This is a genomic window from Streptomyces phaeofaciens (genome assembly GCF_014648915.1).
Lineage (GTDB): Bacteria > Actinomycetota > Actinomycetes > Streptomycetales > Streptomycetaceae > Streptomyces > Streptomyces phaeofaciens.
On the sequence record NZ_BMSA01000014.1, the window covers coordinates 224,002 to 246,140 of the forward strand.

Annotated in this window: 19 protein-coding genes; 8 read left to right on the forward strand and 11 right to left on the reverse strand. The window is 70.8% G+C overall.

Annotated features, from left to right (window positions below; genetic code table 11):
* The first annotated feature begins 71 nt into the window (after positions 1–71).
* Both IE275_RS23990 and IE275_RS23995 read left to right on the forward strand, forming a co-directional pair.
* Positions 72–1,043 (forward strand): zinc-binding dehydrogenase, encoded by a 972-nt coding sequence (locus IE275_RS23990; protein ID WP_189713439.1) that lies wholly within the window; start codon positions 72–74, stop codon positions 1,041–1,043.
* Positions 1,044–1,122: 79 nt separating this feature from the next.
* Positions 1,123–2,625, forward strand: a complete 1,503-nt coding sequence (locus IE275_RS23995) for an MFS transporter (RefSeq protein WP_189713440.1) — start codon at positions 1,123–1,125, stop codon at positions 2,623–2,625.
* Positions 2,626–2,662: 37 nt separating this feature from the next.
* On the opposite strand, the gene IE275_RS24000 is transcribed toward IE275_RS23995, so the two are convergent.
* The 4 genes from IE275_RS24000 to IE275_RS24015 all read right to left on the reverse strand — a co-directional run bounded on the left by IE275_RS24000 (position 2,663) and on the right by IE275_RS24015 (position 6,757).
* Positions 2,663–4,081 carry an NAD(P)/FAD-dependent oxidoreductase gene (locus IE275_RS24000; protein ID WP_189713441.1) on the reverse strand — a complete coding sequence of 473 codons (1,419 nt, stop codon included), beginning with the start codon at positions 4,079–4,081 and terminating at the stop codon, positions 2,663–2,665.
* 9 nt (positions 4,082–4,090) lie between these two features.
* Entirely contained in the window at positions 4,091–4,744 is a 654-nt protein-coding gene (locus IE275_RS24005) for a rhomboid-like protein (RefSeq protein ID WP_189713442.1), read from the reverse strand.
* Between the two features lie 81 nt (positions 4,745–4,825).
* Entirely contained in the window at positions 4,826–6,577 is a 1,752-nt protein-coding gene (locus tag IE275_RS24010; RefSeq protein WP_189713443.1) for an HEXXH motif domain-containing protein, read from the reverse strand.
* Positions 6,578–6,586: 9 nt separating this feature from the next.
* Entirely contained in the window at positions 6,587–6,757 is a 171-nt protein-coding gene (locus IE275_RS24015; protein WP_189713444.1) for a hypothetical protein, read from the reverse strand.
* A gap of 245 nt (positions 6,758–7,002) precedes the next feature.
* On the opposite strand from IE275_RS24015, the gene IE275_RS24020 reads away from it, so the two are divergent.
* The 3 genes from IE275_RS24020 to IE275_RS24030 all read left to right on the forward strand — a co-directional run bounded on the left by IE275_RS24020 (position 7,003) and on the right by IE275_RS24030 (position 10,252).
* Positions 7,003–8,112 (forward strand): effector-associated domain 2-containing protein, encoded by a 1,110-nt coding sequence (locus IE275_RS24020; RefSeq protein WP_189713445.1) that lies wholly within the window; start codon positions 7,003–7,005, stop codon positions 8,110–8,112.
* A gap of 136 nt (positions 8,113–8,248) precedes the next feature.
* A complete protein-coding gene (locus tag IE275_RS24025; RefSeq protein WP_189713446.1) occupies positions 8,249–8,422 on the forward strand; it encodes an FxSxx-COOH-like cyclophane-containing RiPP peptide in 174 nt (57 codons plus the stop codon).
* A gap of 15 nt (positions 8,423–8,437) precedes the next feature.
* Positions 8,438–10,252, forward strand: a complete 1,815-nt coding sequence (locus IE275_RS24030; protein WP_189713447.1) for an HEXXH motif domain-containing protein — start codon at positions 8,438–8,440, stop codon at positions 10,250–10,252.
* Between the two features lie 10 nt (positions 10,253–10,262).
* On the opposite strand, the gene fxsT is transcribed toward IE275_RS24030, so the two are convergent.
* From fxsT to IE275_RS24055, 5 genes are all read right to left on the reverse strand, one after another.
* Positions 10,263–14,219: an FxSxx-COOH system tetratricopeptide repeat protein gene (fxsT, locus tag IE275_RS24035; protein ID WP_189713448.1), complete on the reverse strand. Its 3,957-nt coding sequence runs from the start codon at positions 14,217–14,219 to the stop codon at positions 10,263–10,265.
* A 369-nt stretch (positions 14,220–14,588) separates the two neighbouring features.
* On the reverse strand, positions 14,589–16,061 hold the full coding sequence (locus IE275_RS24040) for a VMAP-C domain-containing protein (RefSeq protein WP_189713449.1): 1,473 nt from the start codon (positions 16,059–16,061) through the stop codon (positions 14,589–14,591).
* 378 nt (positions 16,062–16,439) lie between these two features.
* The gene (locus IE275_RS24045) at positions 16,440–16,589 is read right to left on the reverse strand and encodes a hypothetical protein (RefSeq protein WP_189713450.1); all 150 of its coding nucleotides are present in this window, start codon (positions 16,587–16,589) and stop codon (positions 16,440–16,442) included.
* Positions 16,589–17,659, reverse strand: a complete 1,071-nt coding sequence (locus IE275_RS24050) for a CU044_5270 family protein (protein WP_189713451.1) — start codon at positions 17,657–17,659, stop codon at positions 16,589–16,591. The genes IE275_RS24045 and IE275_RS24050 overlap by 1 nt, the downstream gene beginning before the upstream one ends.
* Positions 17,656–18,288: an RNA polymerase sigma factor gene (locus tag IE275_RS24055; protein ID WP_373299280.1), complete on the reverse strand. Its 633-nt coding sequence runs from the start codon at positions 18,286–18,288 to the stop codon at positions 17,656–17,658. Before IE275_RS24055 ends, IE275_RS24050 begins: the two co-directional genes overlap by 4 nt.
* Positions 18,289–18,787: 499 nt before the next feature.
* Between IE275_RS24055 and IE275_RS24060 the strand changes: the two genes are divergently transcribed.
* The 3 genes from IE275_RS24060 to IE275_RS24070 all read left to right on the forward strand — a co-directional run bounded on the left by IE275_RS24060 (position 18,788) and on the right by IE275_RS24070 (position 20,258).
* Positions 18,788–19,048 (forward strand): hypothetical protein, encoded by a 261-nt coding sequence (locus IE275_RS24060; RefSeq protein ID WP_189713453.1) that lies wholly within the window; start codon positions 18,788–18,790, stop codon positions 19,046–19,048.
* Between the two features lie 81 nt (positions 19,049–19,129).
* Entirely contained in the window at positions 19,130–19,783 is a 654-nt protein-coding gene (locus tag IE275_RS24065; protein WP_189713454.1) for a hypothetical protein, read from the forward strand.
* A 7-nt stretch (positions 19,784–19,790) separates the two neighbouring features.
* The gene (locus IE275_RS24070; RefSeq protein ID WP_189713455.1) at positions 19,791–20,258 is read left to right on the forward strand and encodes a protein-export chaperone SecB; all 468 of its coding nucleotides are present in this window, start codon (positions 19,791–19,793) and stop codon (positions 20,256–20,258) included.
* A 56-nt stretch (positions 20,259–20,314) separates the two neighbouring features.
* Here the strand turns inward: IE275_RS24070 and IE275_RS24075 are convergent, their stop codons facing one another.
* Entirely contained in the window at positions 20,315–20,971 is a 657-nt protein-coding gene (locus tag IE275_RS24075) for a YdcF family protein (RefSeq protein WP_189713456.1), read from the reverse strand.
* Positions 20,968–21,768 carry a GntR family transcriptional regulator gene (locus IE275_RS24080; protein ID WP_189713457.1) on the reverse strand — a complete coding sequence of 267 codons (801 nt, stop codon included), beginning with the start codon at positions 21,766–21,768 and terminating at the stop codon, positions 20,968–20,970. Before IE275_RS24080 ends, IE275_RS24075 begins: the two co-directional genes overlap by 4 nt.
* Positions 21,769–22,139: the final 371 nt, after the last annotated feature.

Here is a 22,139-nt window from a genome sequence, read left to right on the forward strand (position 1 = left end):
CTCGACCAGACTTGAGGTCGGAGGGTGGGAGCGCAGAAGTCCGAAGGACCGCACTCTTTGGGGGAAACCACATGCACGCCGTCCGTCTGCACGCCTACGGCCCCGCCGAGAACCTCACCTACGAGCAGGTCGAGGATCCCGCCCCCGGCCCGGGCCAGGTCCGTATCGCCGTGGCGGCCGCCGGGGTGCACCTGCTCGACACCGCGCTGCGCGAGGGCATGAAGGGCCCCGCGCCGGAGCCCGCGCCACTGCCCACCGTCCCCGGGCGCGAGGTCGCCGGTGTGGTCGAGGCGCTCGGCGAGGGGACCCCGGACTCCTGGCTCGGCAAGCGGGTCGTCGCCCACCTCGGCTTCGCTCCCGGCGGCTACGCCGAACTGGCCGTCACCGACGCCGGCCGTCTGCACGAGATCCCGGCGAACCTGGACCCGGCCCAGGCCGTCGCCATGATCGGCACGGGCCGTACGGCACTCGGCATCCTCCAGTTCGCCGAGCCCGGCCCGGACACGGTCGCCGTGGTCCCCGCGGCGGCCGGCGGCATCGGCACGCTCCTCGTGCAGTACGCCCGCAACGCCGGCGCCACCGTCGTGGGTCTGGCCGGCGGCCCCGGGAAGACGGCGCTGGTCGCGGCGAACGGCGCCGATCTCGCCGTCGACTACAAGGACCCCGCCTGGCCCGACAAGGTCCGCGCCTTCCTCGGCGGCCGCACCGCGGACGTCGTCTTCGACGGCGTCGGCGGGGACGTCGCCCGCAAGGCGATCGCCCTCCTCGGCCCGCGGGGCAGGCACATCGTCTTCGGCTGGTCGGCCGAAGGCCTCGGCGACGCACAGGGCCTCTTCGTCGAGGGTGTCTCCGAGTCGGTGCTCGGGCCGGTGATGCTGGAGAAGGCGGGCGGTCTGCGGGCTCTGGAGACGCGCGCCCTCACCGAGGCCGCCGAGGGCCGGCTCACCCCGGCCGTGCACCGCTTCCCGCTCGCCGAGGCCGCCGCCGCGCACCGCGCCCTTCAGACGCGGGGAACGACCGGAAAGGTGGTGCTGGAGCCCTGACCGGCGACCGGTCCGCGGCCTCGGACCGCATCACCCGTCCGGGGATGCAATACCTCCCGATTCATGGTCTTCTGGCCCAATGAGCGTCACCCGGACAGGTGAATCCGCCGCCCCGCGGCAGGAACCCGACCCACACCGCTGGTGGGGCCTGGTGATCATCGCCCTCGCCCAGCTCATGGTCGTCCTGGACGCCACGATCGTGAACATCGCGCTGCCGTCCGCGCAGCGGGCACTGGGGATGTCCGACGGCAACCGCCAGTGGGTCATCACGGCCTACACGCTCTCCTTCGGCGGCCTGCTCCTGCTCGGCGGCCGCATCGCCGACCTGGTGGGCCGCAAGCGCACCTTCGTCATCGGGCTCATCGGCTTCGCCGCCGCCTCCGCGTTCGGCGGCGCGGCCACCACCTCGGGCATGCTGTTCATCGCCCGTGCCCTCCAGGGCGCGTTCGCCGCCCTGCTGGCCCCGTCCGCGCTCAGCCTGCTGACGACGACGTTCACCGACCCCAGAGAGCGCGGCAAGGCCTTCGGGATCTACGGCGCCCTCGCCGGCAGCGGCGCCGCGATCGGCTTCATCGTCGGCGGGCTGCTCACCGAGTACCTCAACTGGCGCTGGTGCCTCTACGTCAACGTGCCCATCGCGATCGTGGCCGTCCTCGGCGCCCTCGCCCTGCTCCACGACAGCCCCGGCCACCCCGCCCGCCTCGACGTGCCCGGTGTGCTGCTGGGGTGCAGCGGCCTGGTCGCGATCGTCTACGGCTTCAGTGAGGCCGAGTCGCGCGGCTGGACCGACGCGCTGGTGCTGGGCCTGTTCGCGGCCGGGATCGTGCTGCTCGCGGCGTTCGTGTGGTGGCAGCGCCGGGCCCCGGTGCCGCTCCTGCCCCTGCATGTCGTCAAGGACCGCAACCGGGCGGGCTGCTTCCTGACCATGGGCCTGGCCATCATCGGCATGTTCGGCGTGTTCCTGTTCATGACCTACTACCTCCAGGTCATCCTCGGCTACTCCCCGGTGCAGACGGGCCTCGCCTTCCTGCCGCTGACCGCCGCGATCATCACCGGCTCCACCCAGATCTCCGCCCGGCTGATCAACCGCGTCCCGCCGCGCATGCTGATGGTCCCCGGCATGCTCCTGGCCGCCGGCGGCATGGTGATCCTCACGCAGATGACGGTCGACTCGTCCTACACGAGCGAGATCCTGCCCGCGCTGCTCCTGATGGGCCTCGGCATGGGCCTGACCTTCATGCCGGTGTTCTCTACGGCCACCGCCGGGGTCGCGCCGCAGGACGCCGGCGTCACCTCGGCCACCCTCAACACCTCGCAGCAGGTCGGCGGTTCCATCGGTACCGCGCTGCTCAACACGATCGCCACCACCAGCGGCACCGCCTACATCACGGCCCATCTCGCCGACCCGGCCCAGCGGGACCTCGTCACCCGCGAGGGCATCGTCCACGGCTACACGGTCGCCCTGTGGTGTGCCGCCGGGATCATGCTGCTGGCCGGCCTGGTCGCGGGCCTGATGGTGACGACCCGCCCGCCGAAGCACGAGGCCGCGGCACGGACGGCCGCCCCGGAGTCGGTGGCCTGACGGACACCCGCCCCCAGCCCCTTCCCACGCGCCTGCCCTAGTGGCGCCCGGCCACCCGGTCCGCGATCCGTGCCAGCCGCGAGGAGCCGGCGCTGTGCCGCTCGGTCTCCCGACGGTCGGCGGCGCGATAGGTGGCGTACATGCCCTGCACGCCCAGCCAGCGCAGCGGCTCCGGCTCCCAGCGGCGCACCTTGTGCCCGACCCACGGCAGACCGGTCAGGGCGGTGGGCCCGGCCTCGCCGGAGTCCAGCCGGACCAGGTCGCACAGGGTCCGCCCGGCGAGGTTGGCGGTGGCGACGCCGGACCCGACGTAACCGCCCGCCCAGCCGAGGCCGCCGGCCCGGTCCAGGGTGACCGTCGCGCACCAGTCGCGCGGCACGCCCAGCACCCCCGACCAGGCGTGCGAGACCCGCACCCCGGCCAGCGCGGGGAAGAACCCGACGAGGATCTCCCGCAGCGCCTCGACCGTCGCGGCCTGCGTCCGCCCGTCGTGGTCCGTCCGCGACCCGAAGCGGTACGGCACCCCGCGCCCGCCGAGCGCGATCCGCCCGTCGGCGGTCCGCTGGGCGTACATGTAGGCGTGCGCCATGTCGCCCAGCGTCTCGCGCCCGTCCCAGCCGACCTCCGCCCACTGCTCGTCGGTGAGCGGTTCGGTGGCGATCATCGAGGAGTTCATGGGCAGCCAGGTCCGCTTCTCGCCCTTCAGCGCGGCGGTGAAGCCCTCCGTGCACCGCAGGACGTACGGCGCCCGCACGGTCCCGTACGGCGTGACGGCCCGTCCGGCGTGGATCTCGGTCACCGGGGTCGACTCGTGGATGTCCACCCCGAGCGCCTCGACGACGGCCGCCAGCCCCTTCACCAGCCGCACCGGGTGCACACGGGCGCCGTGCGGCGTCCAGCTCGACCCGACGGCCCCGGCCACCCGCACCCGCCGGGCCGTCTCCCGGGCGTCGTACAGCTCGCGGTCGTTCTCCCCGTAGGCCAGTTCGTGGGCGTGGAAGTCCTTCAGCCGGGCCAGCTGCGCGGGTGTCCTGGCGACCTCCAGGACACCGCCCCGGTGGATGCCGGCGTCGATGCCCTCGGCCTGAGCGACCCGTACGACCTCGTCGACGGTGTCGTTCATGGCCCGCTGGAGCCGTACGGCGGCCTCGTGGCCGTGCAGCGCGGCATACCGGTCGCGGCCCGCGATGCCGTTGTAGAGCCACCCGCCGTTGCGCCCGGAGGCGCCGTAGCCGCAGAACCGCTGCTCCAGCACGGTGACCCGCAGGTCCGGGGCCGCCTTCTTCAGGTAGTACGCGGTCCACAGTCCCGTGTACCCGCCGCCGACGATCACGACGTCGGCGGACGTGTCACCGGCGAGCGGCTCCCGGACCGCCGGGAGGCCGTCGTCCGCGTACCAGAACGAGATCCCGCCGTTGACGACACCGCTGACGACACCGCTTGCCGAGCTGCTCATGGCCGGACGTTAACCCGGCCCGGCCGCCCCTGTCTCCTTCGGATTCCGTACTCTTGCACGCCTTCTGACCAGCGGCCGGCAGGCCAGTCCGACGAGGACGGAGACGAAGTGACCGAGGTCCGTGAAGGTCGGCCCGGTGGTCAGCGGGTATCCGTACACGAGGAGCACGGCCGCGAGATACGCGTACCGCCAGGGGGTGCGGATCCGGTACACGAGCACCGCGACGACCCCGGCCAGCGCGTAGCTCACGCCGACGTCCAGGGTGTCGGCCGCCGACGCCGGGGCGAGGCCCTCGCCGATCGCCCGGGCCAGCGCGCCCTCGCTGATCAGCGTCGCCAGCACATGCGCCGCCCCGCACACCACCAGCCAGCGCAGGGTCCCCAGCCAGCGCTCCGCCTGGGCGTGGAAGACGGAGTACAGCACGGCGTACGGCAGCCAGTACCCGCCGTCGATCCACATCGCGCTCGTCACCAGCACCCGTACGGGATGCCTCGACAGCTCATGGATGTTGGTGGACCGCCGGCGCAGGAACTCCTGCTCGAACTCGGGGGACATGTGGTGCAGGGCGACCGTGGTGACGAACAGGATCCCCAGCCACACATAGGTGCCGGGGGCGCTGCGGACGTACGCCCACACCGCCCGCCGGGCCCCGGCCATTCGCATGAGCCCCTTCACACCCGCCAGTATCGTCCGCAACGTCACCGGGATTCGGGACGCGCCGGTGCCGGAACGGCGGGCTCGCCCTCACACCCGCAGCAGCTCCAGCGGATCCCGCCCCCGGCCGCCGGCCTCGGCGTACAGGGCCATGGCGAGTTCCGGGGCGGCGAGCAGGGCCGCCCCGGCGGGGTTCCCCGTGGCGCGGGCGGCCAGGCCGAGCCCGACCCAGCTCTCGGGATCGCCGTCGCCACGCGCGATGCGGGCCCGGAACGCGTCGAGCGCCTCGGACACACGGCCCGTGACCAGGGCTACGTCCTCCGGCCGGGCTCCTTCGACGACGGCGCCCGGGTCGTCGCGGACGTCCGGCCCGGCGAGGCCCGCGGGCTCGGCCAGGATCCGGCGCAGCAGCACCGCCCGGGTGTCGAGACCGCGTGCCGGGCGGCCGGGCGCGAGGGTGGGCGCGGGGGTGGAGGCGGGGTCGGACGCGGGCGGCGGCGCACCCCGCCCCAGGGCCTCCGCGTGGGCGCGGACCGTCCGCGGGTCGGGGCGCAGGTGGTACGCCCGCCAGGTCGCGCGGTGGTCCGAGACGGCGAGGTCGGCCGCGGCCCGGCAGCGGGCGTCGACCGGTTCGGCGAGCCAGGGTTCGAGCGTTGCGGACAGTTCGGCGACCAGCCGCCGCCCGAGGACGGTGAGTTCCTCCGCGTCGGCGAGCGAGCGCAGCGCGTGGGCGGTCTGGGCGCGCCAGAGCGCGAACTCGAACCGCCCGAGGGGGTGTTGGCGCCGCCGCCAGAACCCGGTGACCCCGTGGAAGGCGTACACGCCCTGCAACAGCCCGCCGAGCGGCCGCGGGTCGTCGCGCCAGGGGGCGTAGCGCAGGCGGGTGCCCGGGTCCTCGTGGAGGGTGAACAGGTGCATGAGGGCGCTGAGTTTGTTGTGCTGGAACTCGTGCACCAGCGTCGCGGCGAACTGTTCGGCGTCGTCCGGCACGGAGGCCAGGGCCGCACCGAAGGCGTCGCCGGAGGAGGCGCTGTGCGGCCGGAACCGCTCGGCGCGCGGCCGGGGCACGACCACGGACAGTCCCCGGGCCAGCGCCCCGGCCTCCTCCGCCCCGGTCTCCCGCAGCACGGCCCAGGCTCCGGCGAACAGTTCCCGCCAGTCGTCGGCCCGGTCGAGCGGCTCGGGCGCGGCGGGGCCGCGCAGCACGCGGTACGGGTCGAGGTCGTCGAGGACCAGCACACATCCGTCGGCGCTCAGCTCGGCCGGCGTGTGCCAGCCGGGCCCGGGCACGGCCCGCCCGGCGACGGTGACCCGTCCGCCGTCGGCGGCCACCTCGGCGGTGCTCCAGCCGGTCCCGTCCACCCGCATCGCCCCGACGAGCGGCAGGACCGCCCACCCGTGCCGTACGGGGACGTCGGTACGGAACTCCAGCCCCGCGAGGATCGCCGCGCTCGCCGCGAGGGCGTGCAGGTGTCCGGTGTGCACCCACAGCGGCGCGTCGTCCTCGGCGCTGCCACGCAGCCGGCGCAGGGTGTGCGCGGCCCAGACACCGACCGCCGGATACGCCAGCACCCGCTCCGCAGCCCGCGCGTCCGCCTCCCAGGCCCGCACCAGCAGCCGCCACCCGTCCACCACCGACGGCAACGGCCCGGCCGGCACCCCCGCGGCCGCGTCCAGGAACGCCCGCACGACCAGCAGCCGCCAACTTCGCTCACCGGCACACAGGGCATCCACGGCCGCCACCCCGCCGCCTCCGGCCAGCAGTTCGTGGAAGGAGGAGGGGGGGAGGGTGTGGTGGGTGGGGGTGTGGGCCGCAGGGGTACGTGCGGAGGTGTGCTGCACGGCGGGCGCCTAGACCTCGCGCGGCGGCTGGTACCCACCGAAACTGCCCGCGGGATCGTCGATCCGGCTGAGCAGACGACGGAGGCAGGCATCGGCCGACGGGAGGTCCAGGCCGGGCCAGGCATCGAGCGGCACCCCGCTGAGATCGACCAGCTCGGAGTCGACTACCGATTCCTGCATGACACTGCCCCCGAATGCTGGATAGGACTGAAATGCGATCCAATACCACCTTTTCAGCGGTTTTCAGACCACTTGATCGACTCTAGTGCATCACCGGCATCACCTATCGCAACCGCACGGAATCTTTCCGAATCGGATGATCGGATGCGCGAGGCGGGTAGAACGTTGTGCGTGAGAGAACTGGATCGGCCCGCAAGGGAGTTGTGCGACCGGACGGCACGCCCGGGACGGAAGGACTGAGCCCTGTGGCAGCACCGGACGCGCATCAGGGACTGGACCCGCTCCGCGTGGCGGAGGTGATGGTCCGAACGGCCACGCACACCCGCAAGCCGCAGCGGCGCGGCTCCGGCTACCGCGTGGGGCCCCGCTGGCTGCTCACCGCCGCGCACGTCGTCCGTCAGGCCGAGGAAGGCGCCACCCGGGTCCGGTTCGAGGCGGACCGCGCCGACGAGTGGACCGCTCGGGCCACGGTCGTCCTCGCCTCCGTCCCCGCGGACGTGGCACTCCTGGAGATCACCGAGGAGCCGCCGCCCGGCCCCCACGCCGCGCCGGTCGAGCCTCCGGCCTACGGCGGTCTCCCCGACACGGACGTGCATCTGCCGTGCAGCGCGCTTGGCTACCCCCGCTTCAAAATGCGCACCGACCGGACACACCTCCTGGACGACGGCTCGCCCTCCCGGTACCGCGACTCCTGCCATGCGACCGGCCTGACCTCCGTGCTGTCCAACCGCCGCGAGGGCACGCTGGAACTCGCGGTCACCCCGCCCGCCGCCGACCCGGACCCGGACCACTCCCCCTGGGAGGGCATGTCGGGTGCGGCCGTCTGGCACGACGGCACCCTCGTCGGCCTGGTCGGCGCACATCACCGATCGGACGGACTGGGCCGCCTCGCCGCGGTCCGGGTGAGCCGCTGGTACGCCCTGCTCGGCCGGACGGAACTCACCACCCTGCACGCCTGCGCCGGACTGCCTCTGTCCGCGGCCGACCTGACACATCCCGCCCCCGGCCGGGAGGCCCCCTCGGCCCCGGCCTCCCTCACCCAGTTGCCCGTCGACATTCCGCTCGGCGCACTGAACGGCCTGGCCGGCGCGTTGACCGCCCTTCCCTCCGTCGCCCGGCGCACCACCCTCGATCTGGTGCTGTCCGGCATCGACCCGGCGATCGCCGCCATGAGCCCCCGCTCGGACTCTCTGCGCCCCGACGTGTTCGGGATCCTGCGGACGTGTCTGCACTATCCGGGCACACTGGATCAACTGCTGGAGGCGATACGGTTGTTGGAGGGCGACTCCGTCGGGGTGGCCCGCGTTGACCGGGAGGCTGCGGCACTGGCCCGGCGCTACCGCCGCACCCGGTGAGCACAGTGACCTGATATCGCATGCCCGGCAGGGTGCGGGGTTTCATCCCCCGCGCGGTGGGTCATCATCAGGAGGATGTGAGCAGCCAGCATCCAACGAGCCGGGGGGAAGGGGTTTGGCCGTCATGGAGCCGACTGTGGCCGCCGTCGAGTCCAGCCTGGTCGATCTCGCGGGGGTATCTCTTGAAACGCTGCGCTCCATTGACAGTCGAGTTCTTGCCGCCTCCGTGCGGGAGCTGCTTCCGGCGATCGACCACCAGCAGGCCAGTGTCGCCGGCGTCGACCCCGGCCCCGGCGAGCGTTTCGACTGACGCCGGGGCCCGCGCATGAGCGCAGAGGCACCCCTGCCTCGTCATCACCTGCCGCCCGCGAGGCTGGCCGAGCTGATGCGTGGCGAGGGCGGCCCGGCCACGCTCGACCTCCTGCTGGGCGGGGAACGGAGCCGCCGTCTGTTGTTGCTGCGGATCCTCGACGACACCACCGATCTCGGCCCCGCATGGAACCTGATCAGCAAGGCACAGAGCATCGCCCCACAGGTCGTCGACGAGGTACTCATGTATCCGCAGACGGGTATGTGGCTGACCACGGCACTGCGTCGACTGCGCGGCAGGGCACCGGTGGAGGAGCCTCCTCTGTGGGTGGAACTCGGCCACATGGGCGCCCTCGCAGCTGCCGCGGCCCTGCGGGCGGGGCTCGACTTCACCATCCAGGTCCCCGTGCGGCACGGCCGGGTACCACTGCCGACGCTGGGTTGTGCGGTGCTGCCCATGGCCGAGCCCTGGGGATACGCCACGGTACGGGCGGAGGCCGAACACGCGGTGGTCGAGACGGCCGGGGCCGAGGTGGCGATCCCGCGGACGACCGCATCGGCGGCACCCGGCTGGCACCCGGTACGCCGGCTCAGAGTCGGCCCGCGCGAGCACCGGCTCGACATCGCTCTGGACGACGTGGACCCGTACCGCACGTATCCGCAACCGACGGAACCGCGTCCGCTGTCCGGCGAGGCCGCGGAGCAGTGGCGGCAGCTGTTGGAGCAGGCGTGGGACGTGCTCCTGACCGAGCAGCCCGAAACCGCCCGGGCCATGCAGCGGGGCCTGCTGTCGCTGACCCCGACTCCCGCGGGAGAGAGATTTCGGCCACGCAGTGTAAGCGCCGGGGATGCCTTCGGCGGCGTCGAAGCCTCGGAACCGGACGACGCAGTTCAGCTGGCCGTCACCCTCGTCCACGAGTTCCAGCACACCAAACTGGGCGGGTTGCTGCATCTGGCGCCCCTGCTGACCCATGACTCCGGGGAGCCGACGGAGCTGTGGTACGCACCCTGGCGGAACGACCCCCGGCCCATCGAAGGCCTGCTCCAGGGCATCTACGCGTTCATGGGGATCGTCCGATTCTGGCGCGAGCACCGCAAGACCGATGCCACGCAACCCGCCATGGCACACTTCGAGTTCGCGCTGTGGCGGACCCAAGTGGCGAGAGCCATGGAACAGGTGCGTCGCCACCGTCGTCTGACGCCGCTCGGCACCGCCCTGCTCGAAACATTGCGCGACCACTGCTCGCAATGGCTGGCGGAACCGGTTCCCGAGGAGAGCCTGGCCCTGGCGCGGTTCTGCGCCGACGACCACGTCGCCCGGTGGCGGGCCCACCACTTGCGGCCTTCCACGCCGGCGGTCGACGCGGCCGTACGCGCGTGGCTCGACAGCGCAGGCGGGCCGCCCGTCTCTCTGGAGTCCGCGCCAGAGACCGTGTCCGATCCCTCGGCACGCTGGCTGGACAGCCTGACGGTCCTCGTCCGCCACCGCCTCAGCAGCAGGGACGACGACCGGATCTCACGCGACGGGCCCGAAAAGGCCGCGGCCAGGGTCACCGGAGCGCTGACCGGGGACGCCCTGCTGGCTCTGGACGACGCCACGGCAGCACGGCACGCGTACCTGGCGGACCTGACCGCCGAACCCGGTTCGGCCGCGGCCTGGGCGGGCCTCGGCCGCGCCCTCACCATGGCGGGCACCGACCCGGAGGCGGCCCGCCTGCTGTGCCGCCACCCGGAACGAGCCCGAGCGGTACACCAGGCCCTGTTCCGCGTCACGGGCAGTGCACCGGACCCGGTCCGGCTCGCCACCTGGCTCGGCTCACCCCCGGTCTGACCGGCCGGCCTCACATCGGCATCGGGTCGATGTCGCAGTCGAGCCGCTCCCGGGCGCGGGCCTGCGCGGTCGCCGGGTGGGCGACGGACTCGGCGGAGCGCAGACGTGGCTCGTCCAAGGCCCTCTCCATACGTGCCAGGGTGTCCGCGCGCAGTGCCTCACCCTCCGGCTCCTCGCCGAGAGCGATGAGATCCAGGGAAAGGTTCGCCGCACCCACCAGAGTGGTCGGGTGGTTCTCCCCCAGCCGCGCACGGCACAACGCCACTGTCCTCTCGCCCAGTTCACGGGCTTCAACCAGCTGCCCCAGCACACTCAGGTCGCTCGCCAGATTGATGGCACAGGCCAGCACGATCGGATGGCTGTCCCCGAGACGCCCCGACAGTGACTCCAGTGCCGCCTCGTCCAACTGCCTGGCCTCCCGCGGCCGGCCCAGCAGTCGCAGCGTCACCGCCAGGTCGACATCGGCCGCCATGACGTGCGGATGGTCCGGTTGGAAGATGGTGCGGAAGCGTTCACTGGCCCGCTCGCCGCGCTCTCTGGCGGCCTCCAGGTCGCCGTCGTACCGCAACGCCACCGACAGCGCGAGCGCTGCCGTCAGGGACTCCGGGTGGGTCTCGCCGTACCGACGGGTGAACTGGTCGAACGTCTCGCGCGCCAGTCGCAGCGCGGTGACGTGGTCGCCCTCCTTGCGGCAGGCCTCGCTCAACTGGCGCATGCTCCGCAGAGTCGTGGGGTTCTCGGGCCCGAAGGTCGCCCGGTAGCCGTCGACGACCGCCTGTTGGAGCGACCGCGCGCCGACGTAGTTGCCGGTCTCGCGTACGTCGACGGCGACACTCGCCTCGGTCACCAGCGCCTGCTGATGGTCGCGACCGAACAGCCGCACCTTCATGACGTGCGTGCGCCGGTCCAGCTCCAGCGCCCGCTGGAACTCGCCGACCAGCCGAAGGCTCACCCCGAGGTTGTGGGCGGTGACGAGCGTGGTGGGATCGTCCTCACCGAAGGCGCGCAGAGAGCGCTGATAGGCCGTCTCGTCCAGTTCGGCACCCGCGACGAAGTCGCCCTCGTGGCGGCGCACGGCGGCTTCGAGGTTCAACGCCACCAACGCGTCCTCGCGGGTGTCCTCCTGATCCGCGGGCGCGGTGCGGGTGTAGACGTCCTTGAGCACGGAGACGACCTCGGAGGCCTCGTCGTGGCGTCCCACCATCAGGTACAGGAAGCCCAGCCACCAGCCCATCAGCAGGGTCTGCTGGTCCTCCTGCCCGAAGAGCCGCTGCCAGGTCTCCCAAGCCTGCTCCGAGAACTCGATGGCGACCCGGTGATCACCCCAGTACCAGAGGTACTTGGCGACGTTCATCACCAGCGCGCGCACCCACGGCTGGTCGGACTCGACGGCGGTGGATGCGATGACATGACCGTACAGCTCCGCGTAGCGAGGCCAGTTGGCAGCCTGGTTGGGTCCCTTCGGGTCGGCGGCGGCCAGCAGTGTGTGAGCCCCATTGCGCATGCGTTTCTGTTCCTCGGGGGTCATCCGGTGGATCAGCACGGCCTGGACGAGGCGGTGCATCTCGATCGAGTTGGTCCGGTGGTCGATACGGGCGAGCGAGTAACGGTTGACCTCCCGTATGGCCCGGGCCAACCGCATCGGGTCGTTGAGCGCCCGGTCCAGCGCGGGGTCGATCCGGGAGCCGCCGAGGCCGGAGAAGATCGAACGCGAGATGGGGTCGGGCGCGAAGTAGGAGCACAACTGGAGCAGCCGCAGCGCGGTGGGGCTGCGGGTCTCCAGGTGGTCGAGGGAGACGTTCCAGGCGGCCGCGACCGGCAACTGGTAGTCCGGGGGCGGGGAGACTTCGAGGAGTTCATTGCGCTTGTGCTCGAACAGACGCAGATACTCCGAGACGGGCATGCCGGTCTCGGCACGCCAGGCCGCGGCCTGCTCCAGGGCAAGCGGAAGGTCACCGAGCGCCTCGGCGAGGAGGTCGGCGTCGGCGTCGGCGAGTTCCTCGCCGTAGGCGCTGGAGCGGCGCAGCAGCAGCTTGCTCTCGTCCCGCGTGAAGACGTCGACCTCGAGGGAGGGACCCACCACGCTCCAGCGCCGGTTGCGGGAGGTGACGAGGATGGTGCCGCTGCCGCCGGTGGGGAAGTAGTCACGCACCCGCTCGGGGCTGTCGGCGTTGTCGAAGATCAGCAGCCAGCGGGAGTACGGCCGCCCCTCACGCAGTGCCTCGCGCACGGCGGGTCCGGCGATGTTCGCCTCGGCGCTGCTGACCAGTCCGAGCCGCTGGGCCAGTTCCACCAGAGCCTGGCCGATCTGACCGGGGCGCTCTGCGGGGATCCACCACACGATGTCGTACTCGGACTGGTGCCGATAGGCGTACTCGATCGCCAGCTGGGTCTTGCCCACCCCGCCCATGCCGTGGATCGCCTCGGGCAGCACGGTGGTCGTGCCCTCCCGCAGCCGCTCGCCCAGACGTTCGAGAAGGTCCGCCCGGCCGGTGAAGTTCGGGTTGCGCGGGGGAATGTTGCCCCAGACCCGCGGCGTCGTCGACTGCCCGCTCTCCACCGTGGGCTGTTGCTGGGTGGTCGCCATGGCCGTGGCTCCTTCTGATGTCGTCCCGAACCCCCTGGGGGCTGGTGCGGATTCCTCGTGACCCCATCCGTCGATCCGGGGCCCGAAGTCGGCAGGATCCGCTGTCCGGGCGGGCCTCGGGGCGCCGTCCTTGCTCAGGCTGACGGAGTGCTGCCGGTCGTACTCGTCCAGCGCCCGCGCCAGTTGCCCGGCACGCGCAAGAAATCTCTGTCCGGAGAGGGCTGACAGGGCCGCCAGTTCGACCCTCAGGAACGCCACGTTCCGTACGGTGACCCGTGGGACCTCGGCCGTCTCCCACGGATCCCCGGCGCCGCCCGGCCCGGGTTCCGTGCCCGGCACGGGAACCGCCGTCAGCGACCTCACCTCGTGCAGGACCCGCACGGTGTCCCGACGCCGGGACAGGGCCAGTAACTCCTCGCGGATGTTGGGGCTGAAGGTGAAGACCACATCGGCAGCCCGGTCCGCCTCCCCGCCCGCGCGCCGTACGAGGCCGCTCATCAGCAGTTCGCTGAGGTGGGCGGGACCGGCACCGGGCGTCGACGCGGTGACGGCCGCCATGACCGGCAGCGTCAGCGGGGCCGCTGCCAACCGGGTGGCCAGCCCGAACGCGGTGGGCGAGGCCGCGGCCCGGTACTCCGAGACCCGCTCCCAGGGAGGCACCGCGCTGGCGGGGTCGGGCACGTCGTCGATCCACGGCACGGCCCGCGCCGCGTCGGCCCGCCGCTTCCACTCATGGGCACGCAGGCCGGACATGTCCGCCCATCCGCGGCGGTGCCCGGTCACCAGGCCGACCCAGCCGGACAGGGACCGCTCGGTCAGCTCCAGAACGGGGACCGGCATCACGCCCGCCCGGTCACGGCCGTCGTCGACGGGTTCGAGGGGGGACGTCCGCAGTTCCCATCGCAGTGCGGTGTTCGGCGCCCAGGGGCCGTCGGCCCGCAGCCGCATCCGGTAGACATCGAGTCCGGTGCGGAACCACAGCCGTTGCGGAGGTAGTTGCAGCACCGCGACCGGCTCTGCGCGGCCGAGTTCACGCAGCAGCGGCTGCACGGCGTCCGACCGCCAGCCCGCGGCGAGGCCGTCGGTCAGCACCAGCACCACCCGGCGGTCGGCGTCGTCCTCGGGCAGATCCGCGAGCCGGATCCTGGCCGGTTCGGTGTCGTCCGAACACAGCAACCGCGTGGTGTACACCGGGCCCAGAACGCCGGAGTTGGTGACCGCGTCGACGAGCCGGCCGATCCGCGTGTCCCACACGCGCATGGTGACGTGGTCGTCCACGACGATCAGGACGGCAGGGGGCTCGGCCGCGTCCGGTGTGGCCAGTCCGCCCAGTGCCTGTAGCGCCGCGTGGAGGGACGCCTCGTCAGAAGTCGGTGCCATTGCTGATCGTGAACCATCGTCACACCGCATAAGCACTCTCTGAGCGTCCAGGGCTGCTGGCCGCCGCGGAAAGCGGGAGGAGGCCCCGCATTGCGCGGGCATGCGTGACATCCACGTGCCCAGACTGGCAGCGGTCAGCCTGGGGTGCAAGGCGGCAGGCCACAAAGGGTGACACGATGAAACATGGGCACGCGGTCGTACCAGCGTGGCACCGCGGGATGTACTGCGCAAGGGTGCCTCGGCCGCGCCATCACCTGACCGTACGAGGGACGAACCCTCCCTTGACGCCCGCCCCGGCCCGACCGCCGGCCCGCCTAACGGACCCCCGGCCTCCGAGGAACGCGACCCGCTCCGATCGGCCATGACGGCCTACACCGGCCCGGGTGGGCTCGGCTTGCGGTCCGGGTCGTCCAGCAGAATGGCCAGATGGCGTCCCACGTGCTGGTCCCAGCCGTCGGGCCCGAGGGCCAGCGCCTCCTTGCGCCACTCCCGGACCCGGTCCTCCAGACCGCCCAGCCCCCGGTCCTGGAGGATCTCCCCGACGGCGTCGTGGAAGGACGGGTCGGAGCAGTCCCGACGGTGCCAGATCATCGCCGGCACCCCCGCCCGCAGCCCGGCCAGCACCTCGCGCCGGCCCGCGCCCGAGTCCTCGCCGGGCGGCTCGCTGAGCACCAGGCACACCGCGTGCCGGTCCTCCTTCAGCTCACGCTCCAGATGGAAGAAGTACGCCCCGTCCTGCGCCGGACGGCTCCAGTGCGGGTGGCTGTCCGCCGGCCGCTCGCTCAGCTGCCGCCACTTGGTGTGCCAGGGGCGGTGCCAGGCGGCACGCTGCAACCGCTCCAGGCTTCTCACCACCACCGGATAGTCCAGGGCGAGCGGGGTCGGCGCCGGGGAGTCGGACTCCTTCCACCACCACTCCACGGGCTCGTTCAGCAGTTCCCACGGCAGGACGAACTCGAGGATCACCGGCTGACGCAGGTCCGCCCAGCGGCTCTCGGTCTCCTCCACCAGCCGCTCCACCACCCCCGGCAGCGCCTCCCGCCGCAGATGGACGGTCTCGCCGCGCACCGGGTGCCAGCCCTCGGAGTCGGACTGGCGCCAGTGCGAGACGTAGTAGCGGTCCGCCTCGACCCGGTCCGGCTCGAACTGGATCAGCAGATACGCGGGCACCAGCGAGGGCTCCGGCTGCGGGAACTCCGAGTGCTGCCAGTCCGCCAGCAGCGTGTCCACCCCCAGCGGCCCGGCCTGCTCCCGGTTGAAGCGGCGCAGCCGCTCCGCGGCGTCCGCCCGTCCGTCCTCCAGCAGCCATTCCGCGGTCAGCGAGAGGAACGCCATGCTCGGCGGCAGCTCACCGTGCGGGGTGTTCTCGCCCGCGAGCCGCAGGAACACCTGCCACGCCGTCCGGCACCAGGCGGGCAGCTCCTGGACCCGGGAGCGGCTGGCCCGGCGCGCCATCGCCGGCAGGTCCGCCGAGCCGATCGACTGGAGGACGGGTTGCAGGGAGCGCAGGTCGGCCTCGCTGAAGAAGTCGACGGCCTCCCACTCGTCCACCAGCGGCCACAGTTCGGCGACCACCCTGGACTCCTGCTCCACGTACTCCAGCGACCGCACCAGACAGGCCAGCCCGTCGCCGACCGCGGTGCACTCCCGCACCACCATCAGCAGCCAGGGCCGCAGCCGGTCCCCGGTGAGCGGCTCCACCTGGGCGCCCAGCTCGCCGGACAGCATGTCGCGCCAGATCTCACGGCTGGCCGCCTGGCCCACCGTGCCCGAACGCTGGAGCGTGTCCACGATCGACACGACCAGCTCGTTGCGGACCCGTTTCAGACTCCGCTCTCCCACCCCGTTACCTCCAGACAGCCTGCGCGGTTCCCTGACGGTGCCGACCAGGGTAAGGCCGACAGGCGTGGTGCGGCGGGGGAAGGCGGCAAAAGGACGGGCCACCGGCGCGAACGGCCGGTGGCCGGTACGGTACGAGCCCCCTCCCGGCCGGAGTCGGCCGCCGGCGGGCCCCGGGGGCCGGTGGGCCCCGGGGGCCGGTGGGCCCCGGGGGCCGGTGGGCCCCGGGGGCCGGCGCCGGCCGGCAGCGAGTCCCCTTCCCGCCGGCCTCGGCGCCCGCCGGCGCCCAGGCCCGGGAGCCGGCCGACGGCGAGTGCCCTTCAGCGACCTCGGCGCCCATGGGCCCCGAAGCCGCCCGACAGCGAGCCCCTGCCGGCAGCCTCAGCGCCCGTGTGTACCCAGGGCCGCCCCCTCGGTCCGCACGCCCAGGCCGGACCCGGTGGCCGACACCGAGGCCCACGTCAGGACCACCGCGACCAGCAGTGCGGCCAGTGCCGCGATCGTGCCGGCCGTCGGCGAGCCGTCCCGCATCAGCTCGACCGCCCCGGGGTCTGCTTCATCTCGTCGACGAAGGCCCGCTGGGTGATCGCGCTGGTGCCTGTGACGGTGCCGATCTTGAACACATCGCCCTCGACGTGCTTGACCACCACGCTGCGCTGGCCGAGGAGTTCCAGGGTCTTCTTGTCGAAGATCCACTCGGTGCGCTGTCCGTCCTGCTCGTTCAGCCGCGCGATCGCGACCCCGTGCCGGCCCACGGCGTCGACCGCGTCGTCCACCGCGACGACCCCCGGCATCTTGGCTGCGGCCTTGTAGAGGGCGGCGGCGAGGTCCGCGGGCGGGTAGCTCTCGTTCAGCAGGTCGCCGATGGCGACGAAGGCCGCCTGGTCGCGGGGCACTTCGGGATCCCGCACGGCGTCCGACTCGCGGTAGATCTGCTTCAGCAGCACGTCGGGGTCGGTGGGCAGCTGGGCGAGCCTGTCGTACGCCGAGCTGCTCGGGTTCTCCCCGGCCAGGGTGATGCCGTCGTCACCCGTCTCCCCCTTCTCGATCAGCCAGCCGTCCCGGCCGTCGAGGGACTCCCAGACCTGACGGGAGTGCAGCTCCTGGCTGACCACCGTGGTCTTGTCGCCGTCGATCCTGGGGTACGTGGCCGCCACCTTCGAGGCGATGTAGACGAACTGACCGTCGTGCGCCGAGGGCTCGGAGACGTCGGCGGCGGCCAGGGAGATGCGGTCGAGCAGCTGGGGCGCGCCCTTGGCGTCGACGGCGCCGATCTGCGTGGTCAGCGCGGGACCGGTGGCCAGCGGGACCGTGCCGCCCGCGTCGCCGCCGGACAGCGCGAACCCGGCCACCACCGCGCCGGCCAGCACGAAGGCCGCGGCGGGCAGCAGGACCGCCCGGCGCAGGAACGGGTTGCGGCGCGGACGGACGGCCGGGGCGGCGGCCGAGCGGGTGGTGCGGAGGTCGTCGTGGATCTGGGCCATCAGATGCTCCTTGTGGAACTGGTGGCGGCCCGCCGGCAGATCCCGCTCCACGGAGGGCTGGAGATCCTGGGTCTCCGTCCACTCGGCCGGGTGCGGCTGGGAGGGGCTGGCGTTCATCGGTTTCCTTCCTGTGCGGACCGGATCACATATCCGTGATCACCTGTTATCTGCCGGTTCGGGTGGACGGGTTCCCGTTTTTTTCTGGCGAGTTCGGCGTCGGCGAGCTTGCGCAGCCGGCCGCGCGCCCGGGACAGCCGGGAGCGGACGGTTCCGACGGGGACCCCGAGGGTGCGGGCGGCCTCGGCGTACTCCATGCCCTCGCACAGGCAGAGCACCAGCACCTCGCGCTCGGGGCGTCTCAGGGAGCCCAGGGCGGTCAGCGTGGCGCTGATCCGGCGGCGGTCGTCGAGCCGCCCGGCCGTCTCCTCGGCATGGTCCGCGACCTGCTCCTCCGCTGCGCCGGCCGCGGCCGCTGCGGCGGCCGCGGTCCGGTAGCGCCGGTTGCTGCGGTATTGGGAGCGGGCGACGTTGGTGGCGATGCCCAGCAGCCAGGGCCGCAGCGAACCCCCCTCGGCCTCGACCGACGTACGGCGCCGCCACGCCTCCATGAACGTCGCCGACATGACGTCCTCGGCCACGGACCAGTCGGCCGTCAGCCTGAAGGCGTGGTTGTACACCACGCGGGCATAGGCGTCGAAGAGTTCCGCAAAGGCATCCGGATCTCCGGTTCGCACCCGGGTTCGCATATCTGTGGTCACGCTGAGAACTGCCGACTTGGACGACCGGGTTCCGGTGACGTACGTCACGCCCGGTCCGCTGAAGGGCGGCACCCGCCGCCGGACACCACCGACACGCACCACCAACAACGCCCCCACGATCCAAGATCGCGGGGGCGTCCACGCAGGTCAGCCACGGAGCCCCCTGTCGGACTCGAACCGACGACCTTCGCTTTACAAGTTCCACCGGGTACGCGTTCAACGCTGCCACCAGCACCCGGCACTCGACTGGCGAGTCCTCAGGAGGCTGCCACGGAGCACCGAGATGCGTCCGCGTTGCCGTCAACTACTGCCGTCAGCCACAACAAGCCGCACAGCCCTCGACTCCCATCCAGCGCCCGCGCACCGCTGGCCAGCAACGAATCGACAGATACAGACAGGAACTTCAATGACCTGTAACCAATGTAGCGGCTACCGTCATACTGGTGCGTGAAGCCAGTAACTTCTGTGCACACCAAGGGGACGGTGGGTGGGGGAAGAGCTACAGCCACGCAGCCACAAGGACAAGGTCATCCGAGATGCCTTGGTTGCGATCATGGCCAACGGGGGCTGGAAGCTCCACAAGGGCGCCCACTGGGGGCTCCTGACCTGTGACGCCGGCTGCCATCGCATCTCCGTGAGCGGAACGCCGCGCGTCTCAGAGCGCCACGCCCGTGACCTGCTGCGCGAAGCTCGCACCTGCCCTCTGCCCGACGACGACCCCCGCAGCGTCAAGCGCACGGATGTCTGACTTCCCGCTTGACGGCTCACTTGGGGGGTACCGTACCGTTGACAACTGTCAACAGGTGCCATCGACAGCAGGGGAGTGCCAATGACTACATACGCTCTCAGGTTTGAGGTGGAGCCTCCCACCGACCGCGAGGCCCTAGAAACAGCTTTCTATGACCACTTCGACGGAACGGTCCTGGAGTCGTTCGGCCGCTGGTTGATCACGGTCTACATGGACGGCCACCAGAACGGCACGAGTGCGGCAAAGTGCGCCGCGATGGAACTTCGGGAAAAGCTTGGCGCTATCGCTCTCCGCACGGATCGCGACTTGGTAGACGCTTCTGAAATCTCCCGGAGAATAAACCGGAGCAGAGAGAGTGTACGCCAACTGATTCAGGGCGAGCGACGCAAGGGGTCCGCTTTCCCTACGCCCGTAGGCTCTCCTAACGGGAAGAAAATCTGGGAATGGGGCACCGTTAATGAGTGGCTGAGAAGCCACGTTCCGGGCGAGCATGACGCAGAGCGCTACTTGAGCCAAGGCGAGTGCGCCGTTATTGATGCATGGCTTTTCCGGTGGGGCAGCATGTCGCGTGAACAGCACGTTCGAACGGAATTCTTCGAGATCACCGCCTCCGAAAGGACTGGCGCAAATCCGCACAGCAGGACACGCCACGTAAAAGAGGCGTGGGTTTCCTCCTGGAATATTAGCGAGCAGGTAGTAGAAGCAAGCTCCATCTCATCCTCGGATCCAGGGTGAAGCGAAAATGCCATTCCTGATCGAGCTGTCAAAAGATGCCAAGAAACTCGCCGCGTCGGTGGGATCCCACGCACGCCTTGAAGACATCAGAGTCTTGGAGATTCACGGAAAAGTCCTTGACCCGCAGGCGGCCGAGGAGCTTTCCCCCGTTTCGCAGCTGAACACCACCGTGACCGTCGCAGTCACAGAGGACAGCTTGCTGTACCGCTTCAGGCACGAGTTCACCATCAAAGGGAAAGACGAAAAGGACGCCGTTCACATTTCCCTTGAATTGGGAATCATTTTCAATGTTTCAAGAGCGAGAAACGCCGAAATAAAGTTCAGCGAAGAAGCGGTAACTGCATTCGGGAGATCAACCGCAATGCTGGCAGTGTACCCATACATACGATCCGCCGTATCGGACCTGACAGTACGTCTTGGCTGCCCGCCAGCAACATTGGATCTCCTTGCCCTCGGAGAAGACGAAGATGAGTGACGTCTCGCAAGCCTCCCCTAAGAGGGTGCGAGACGTCGCTCAGCACAATTTCGCCCCTAGGCCACTTCAGGTACGAGCCGAGTTGTAAAGCCTGCATCACGCAAACGCTCGTAAGCTGCAGCAACGTCCCCAGGAATTGACTGCTTGAGCATGAACCCTTGCGGCGGGTAAATCATAAGTCTTTGCAGAGAACCGACGAGCATGTCCACGACGAGCCGTGCATCCTGGATCGAGTCGACATATTCAGAGAGACTCATGGGAGTCGACGCGCTAATGAATTCAGCTTCCGGCCAAAGCTTCCGCGCGGTTGCCCATGCTCGGCGCTCCTCATACGGTTTACTGACAAGCAATACGGAACGGACCGCTATCCCGTGCTCTTCGAGCAGCGCACGGGATAGCGTGATGTTTTGGCCAGTATTGCGAGCGTGAGGCTCGACGAGAATGACGTCTGCCGGGACACCCAGCTCCAAGGCGCGGTCCCGGTAGTGCTCAGCTTCGCCACGCGGCATTCGGTCCTGCGTTGTCCGGCTGGTGGCGCCCGTGAAGACGATCAGCGGCATCATGCCACGCCGGTACAGGTCGACTGTGGTATCGGCGACGCCGAGGTCGTGACTGCCAAGGCCGACGGCGACCGAGCACGGGCGCGGCTCGTGGTGCATTTGCTGGTAGTCCCACAAGAGCTGGGCGTCTTGCCAGTCCTGTTCGGAGATCACGCTGAATCCTCCGCGCCAGTGTCGTTGGCGGAGTCAGGAACCCTGAACTCGTACTCCCACGCGAAGCGCGAGGCCGAGTGGATGCCGACGGCGAACTCGACGACCGTACCGTCCGCTGTGTACGTCGTCCGGTGCAACTCGACGACCGGCTCCCCGGCCGGGAGCTGAAGGAGCTGCACTTCCTCTGCTGTCGGGACGCGGGCGAACAGCGCCTCTTTCATGTGGTCGATCTCGTAACCGGCGTCATAGAGCACCCGGTACCCGCCGCCACGGCCGGCCGGGCCGGGGGTGGGGTCCACGATGCGCGTCCCCTCGACATGCTCGGGCCGGTAGTAGCTGGTCAGAGTGTGGGTCGGCTGCGTCCCTTCCTTCACGAGACGGGCGCGAGCGTAGATGTCAGAGCCGACCGGGACCCCTAGGCCTTCCGCCACAAGGCTGCTCGCGATCTCACGGCTCACCGTCTGCGTCTGCTCATTGCGCTTGTACGCGCGGCCGGACGCAACGCGGTCGGCGATGAAGGCGACTTCGTCCCCGTCGCGCCACTTGGCCTTGTCGTACCGGGCGATCCCGAGCCGCTTGAGGGGAGTCCGCGGCCGCACGACGGTCCCGTGACCGCGCGTCGAGGTCACCAGCCCCTCAGCCTCCAGAGCCTTGTAGGCCTGGTGCACGGTGGCTTTCGAGCCCTCGCCGGCCTCGACCAGCTCCCTGATCTGGGGCAACTGCGCGCCCGGCTCGTACTCACCGTTTCTGATCTGCTCCGCGAGCCTGTCCGCCAGGTCGCGCCACTTGGGTGCCACGCCGAACTCCTCTCGATGCGAACCAGTGAAGCACAGTCCTAGGACTGTTGACAGTCCTAGGACTACGTGCCATCTTCATCTCAAGCCGCTCGCAGTCCTAGGACAGCGAGTTGGAGGGGGCCTTCTTTGGGCTGCCTTTCACACGCGGCTAGGGGCCCGGGACAGAGCGGGCCGAGGGCACCGGATCCCTGGTCAACCGGATGGCTAGGCCGAAAGGCCGACGTCTCCATACGCCTACAAACGGGAGCCCGTGTTCCCGAAGGAGACACCCTGCACCGCCTGCAAGACCTCAGCCCCGGCGACCAGCCGTGAAGGGCGCGGGATCGAATCCCGCCCGGGGCGCTCCGGCCGCTTCTGCGGTCGCGCCGCGT

Excerpts from the sequence above, each read along its gene's own strand:
- IE275_RS23990 (WP_189713439.1), top strand. The coding sequence starts at position 72 with ATGCACGCCGTCCGTCTGCACGCCTACGGCCCCGCCGAGAACCTCACC.
- IE275_RS23995 (WP_189713440.1), top strand. The coding sequence starts at position 1,123 with ATGAGCGTCACCCGGACAGGTGAATCCGCCGCCCCGCGGCAGGAACCC.
- IE275_RS24000 (WP_189713441.1), bottom strand. The coding sequence starts at position 4,081 with ATGAGCAGCTCGGCAAGCGGTGTCGTCAGCGGTGTCGTCAACGGCGGG.
- IE275_RS24005 (WP_189713442.1), bottom strand. The coding sequence starts at position 4,744 with ATGCGAATGGCCGGGGCCCGGCGGGCGGTGTGGGCGTACGTCCGCAGC.
- IE275_RS24015 (WP_189713444.1), bottom strand. The coding sequence starts at position 6,757 with ATGCAGGAATCGGTAGTCGACTCCGAGCTGGTCGATCTCAGCGGGGTG.
- IE275_RS24030 (WP_189713447.1), top strand. The coding sequence starts at position 8,438 with ATGAGCGCAGAGGCACCCCTGCCTCGTCATCACCTGCCGCCCGCGAGG.
- fxsT (WP_189713448.1), bottom strand. The coding sequence starts at position 14,219 with ATGGCACCGACTTCTGACGAGGCGTCCCTCCACGCGGCGCTACAGGCA.
- IE275_RS24045 (WP_189713450.1), bottom strand. The coding sequence starts at position 16,589 with ATGCGGGACGGCTCGCCGACGGCCGGCACGATCGCGGCACTGGCCGCA.
- IE275_RS24050 (WP_189713451.1), bottom strand. The coding sequence starts at position 17,659 with ATGAACGCCAGCCCCTCCCAGCCGCACCCGGCCGAGTGGACGGAGACC.
- IE275_RS24055 (WP_373299280.1), bottom strand. The coding sequence starts at position 18,288 with ATGCGAACCCGGGTGCGAACCGGAGATCCGGATGCCTTTGCGGAACTC.
- IE275_RS24065 (WP_189713454.1), top strand. The coding sequence starts at position 19,130 with ATGACTACATACGCTCTCAGGTTTGAGGTGGAGCCTCCCACCGACCGC.
- IE275_RS24070 (WP_189713455.1), top strand. The coding sequence starts at position 19,791 with ATGCCATTCCTGATCGAGCTGTCAAAAGATGCCAAGAAACTCGCCGCG.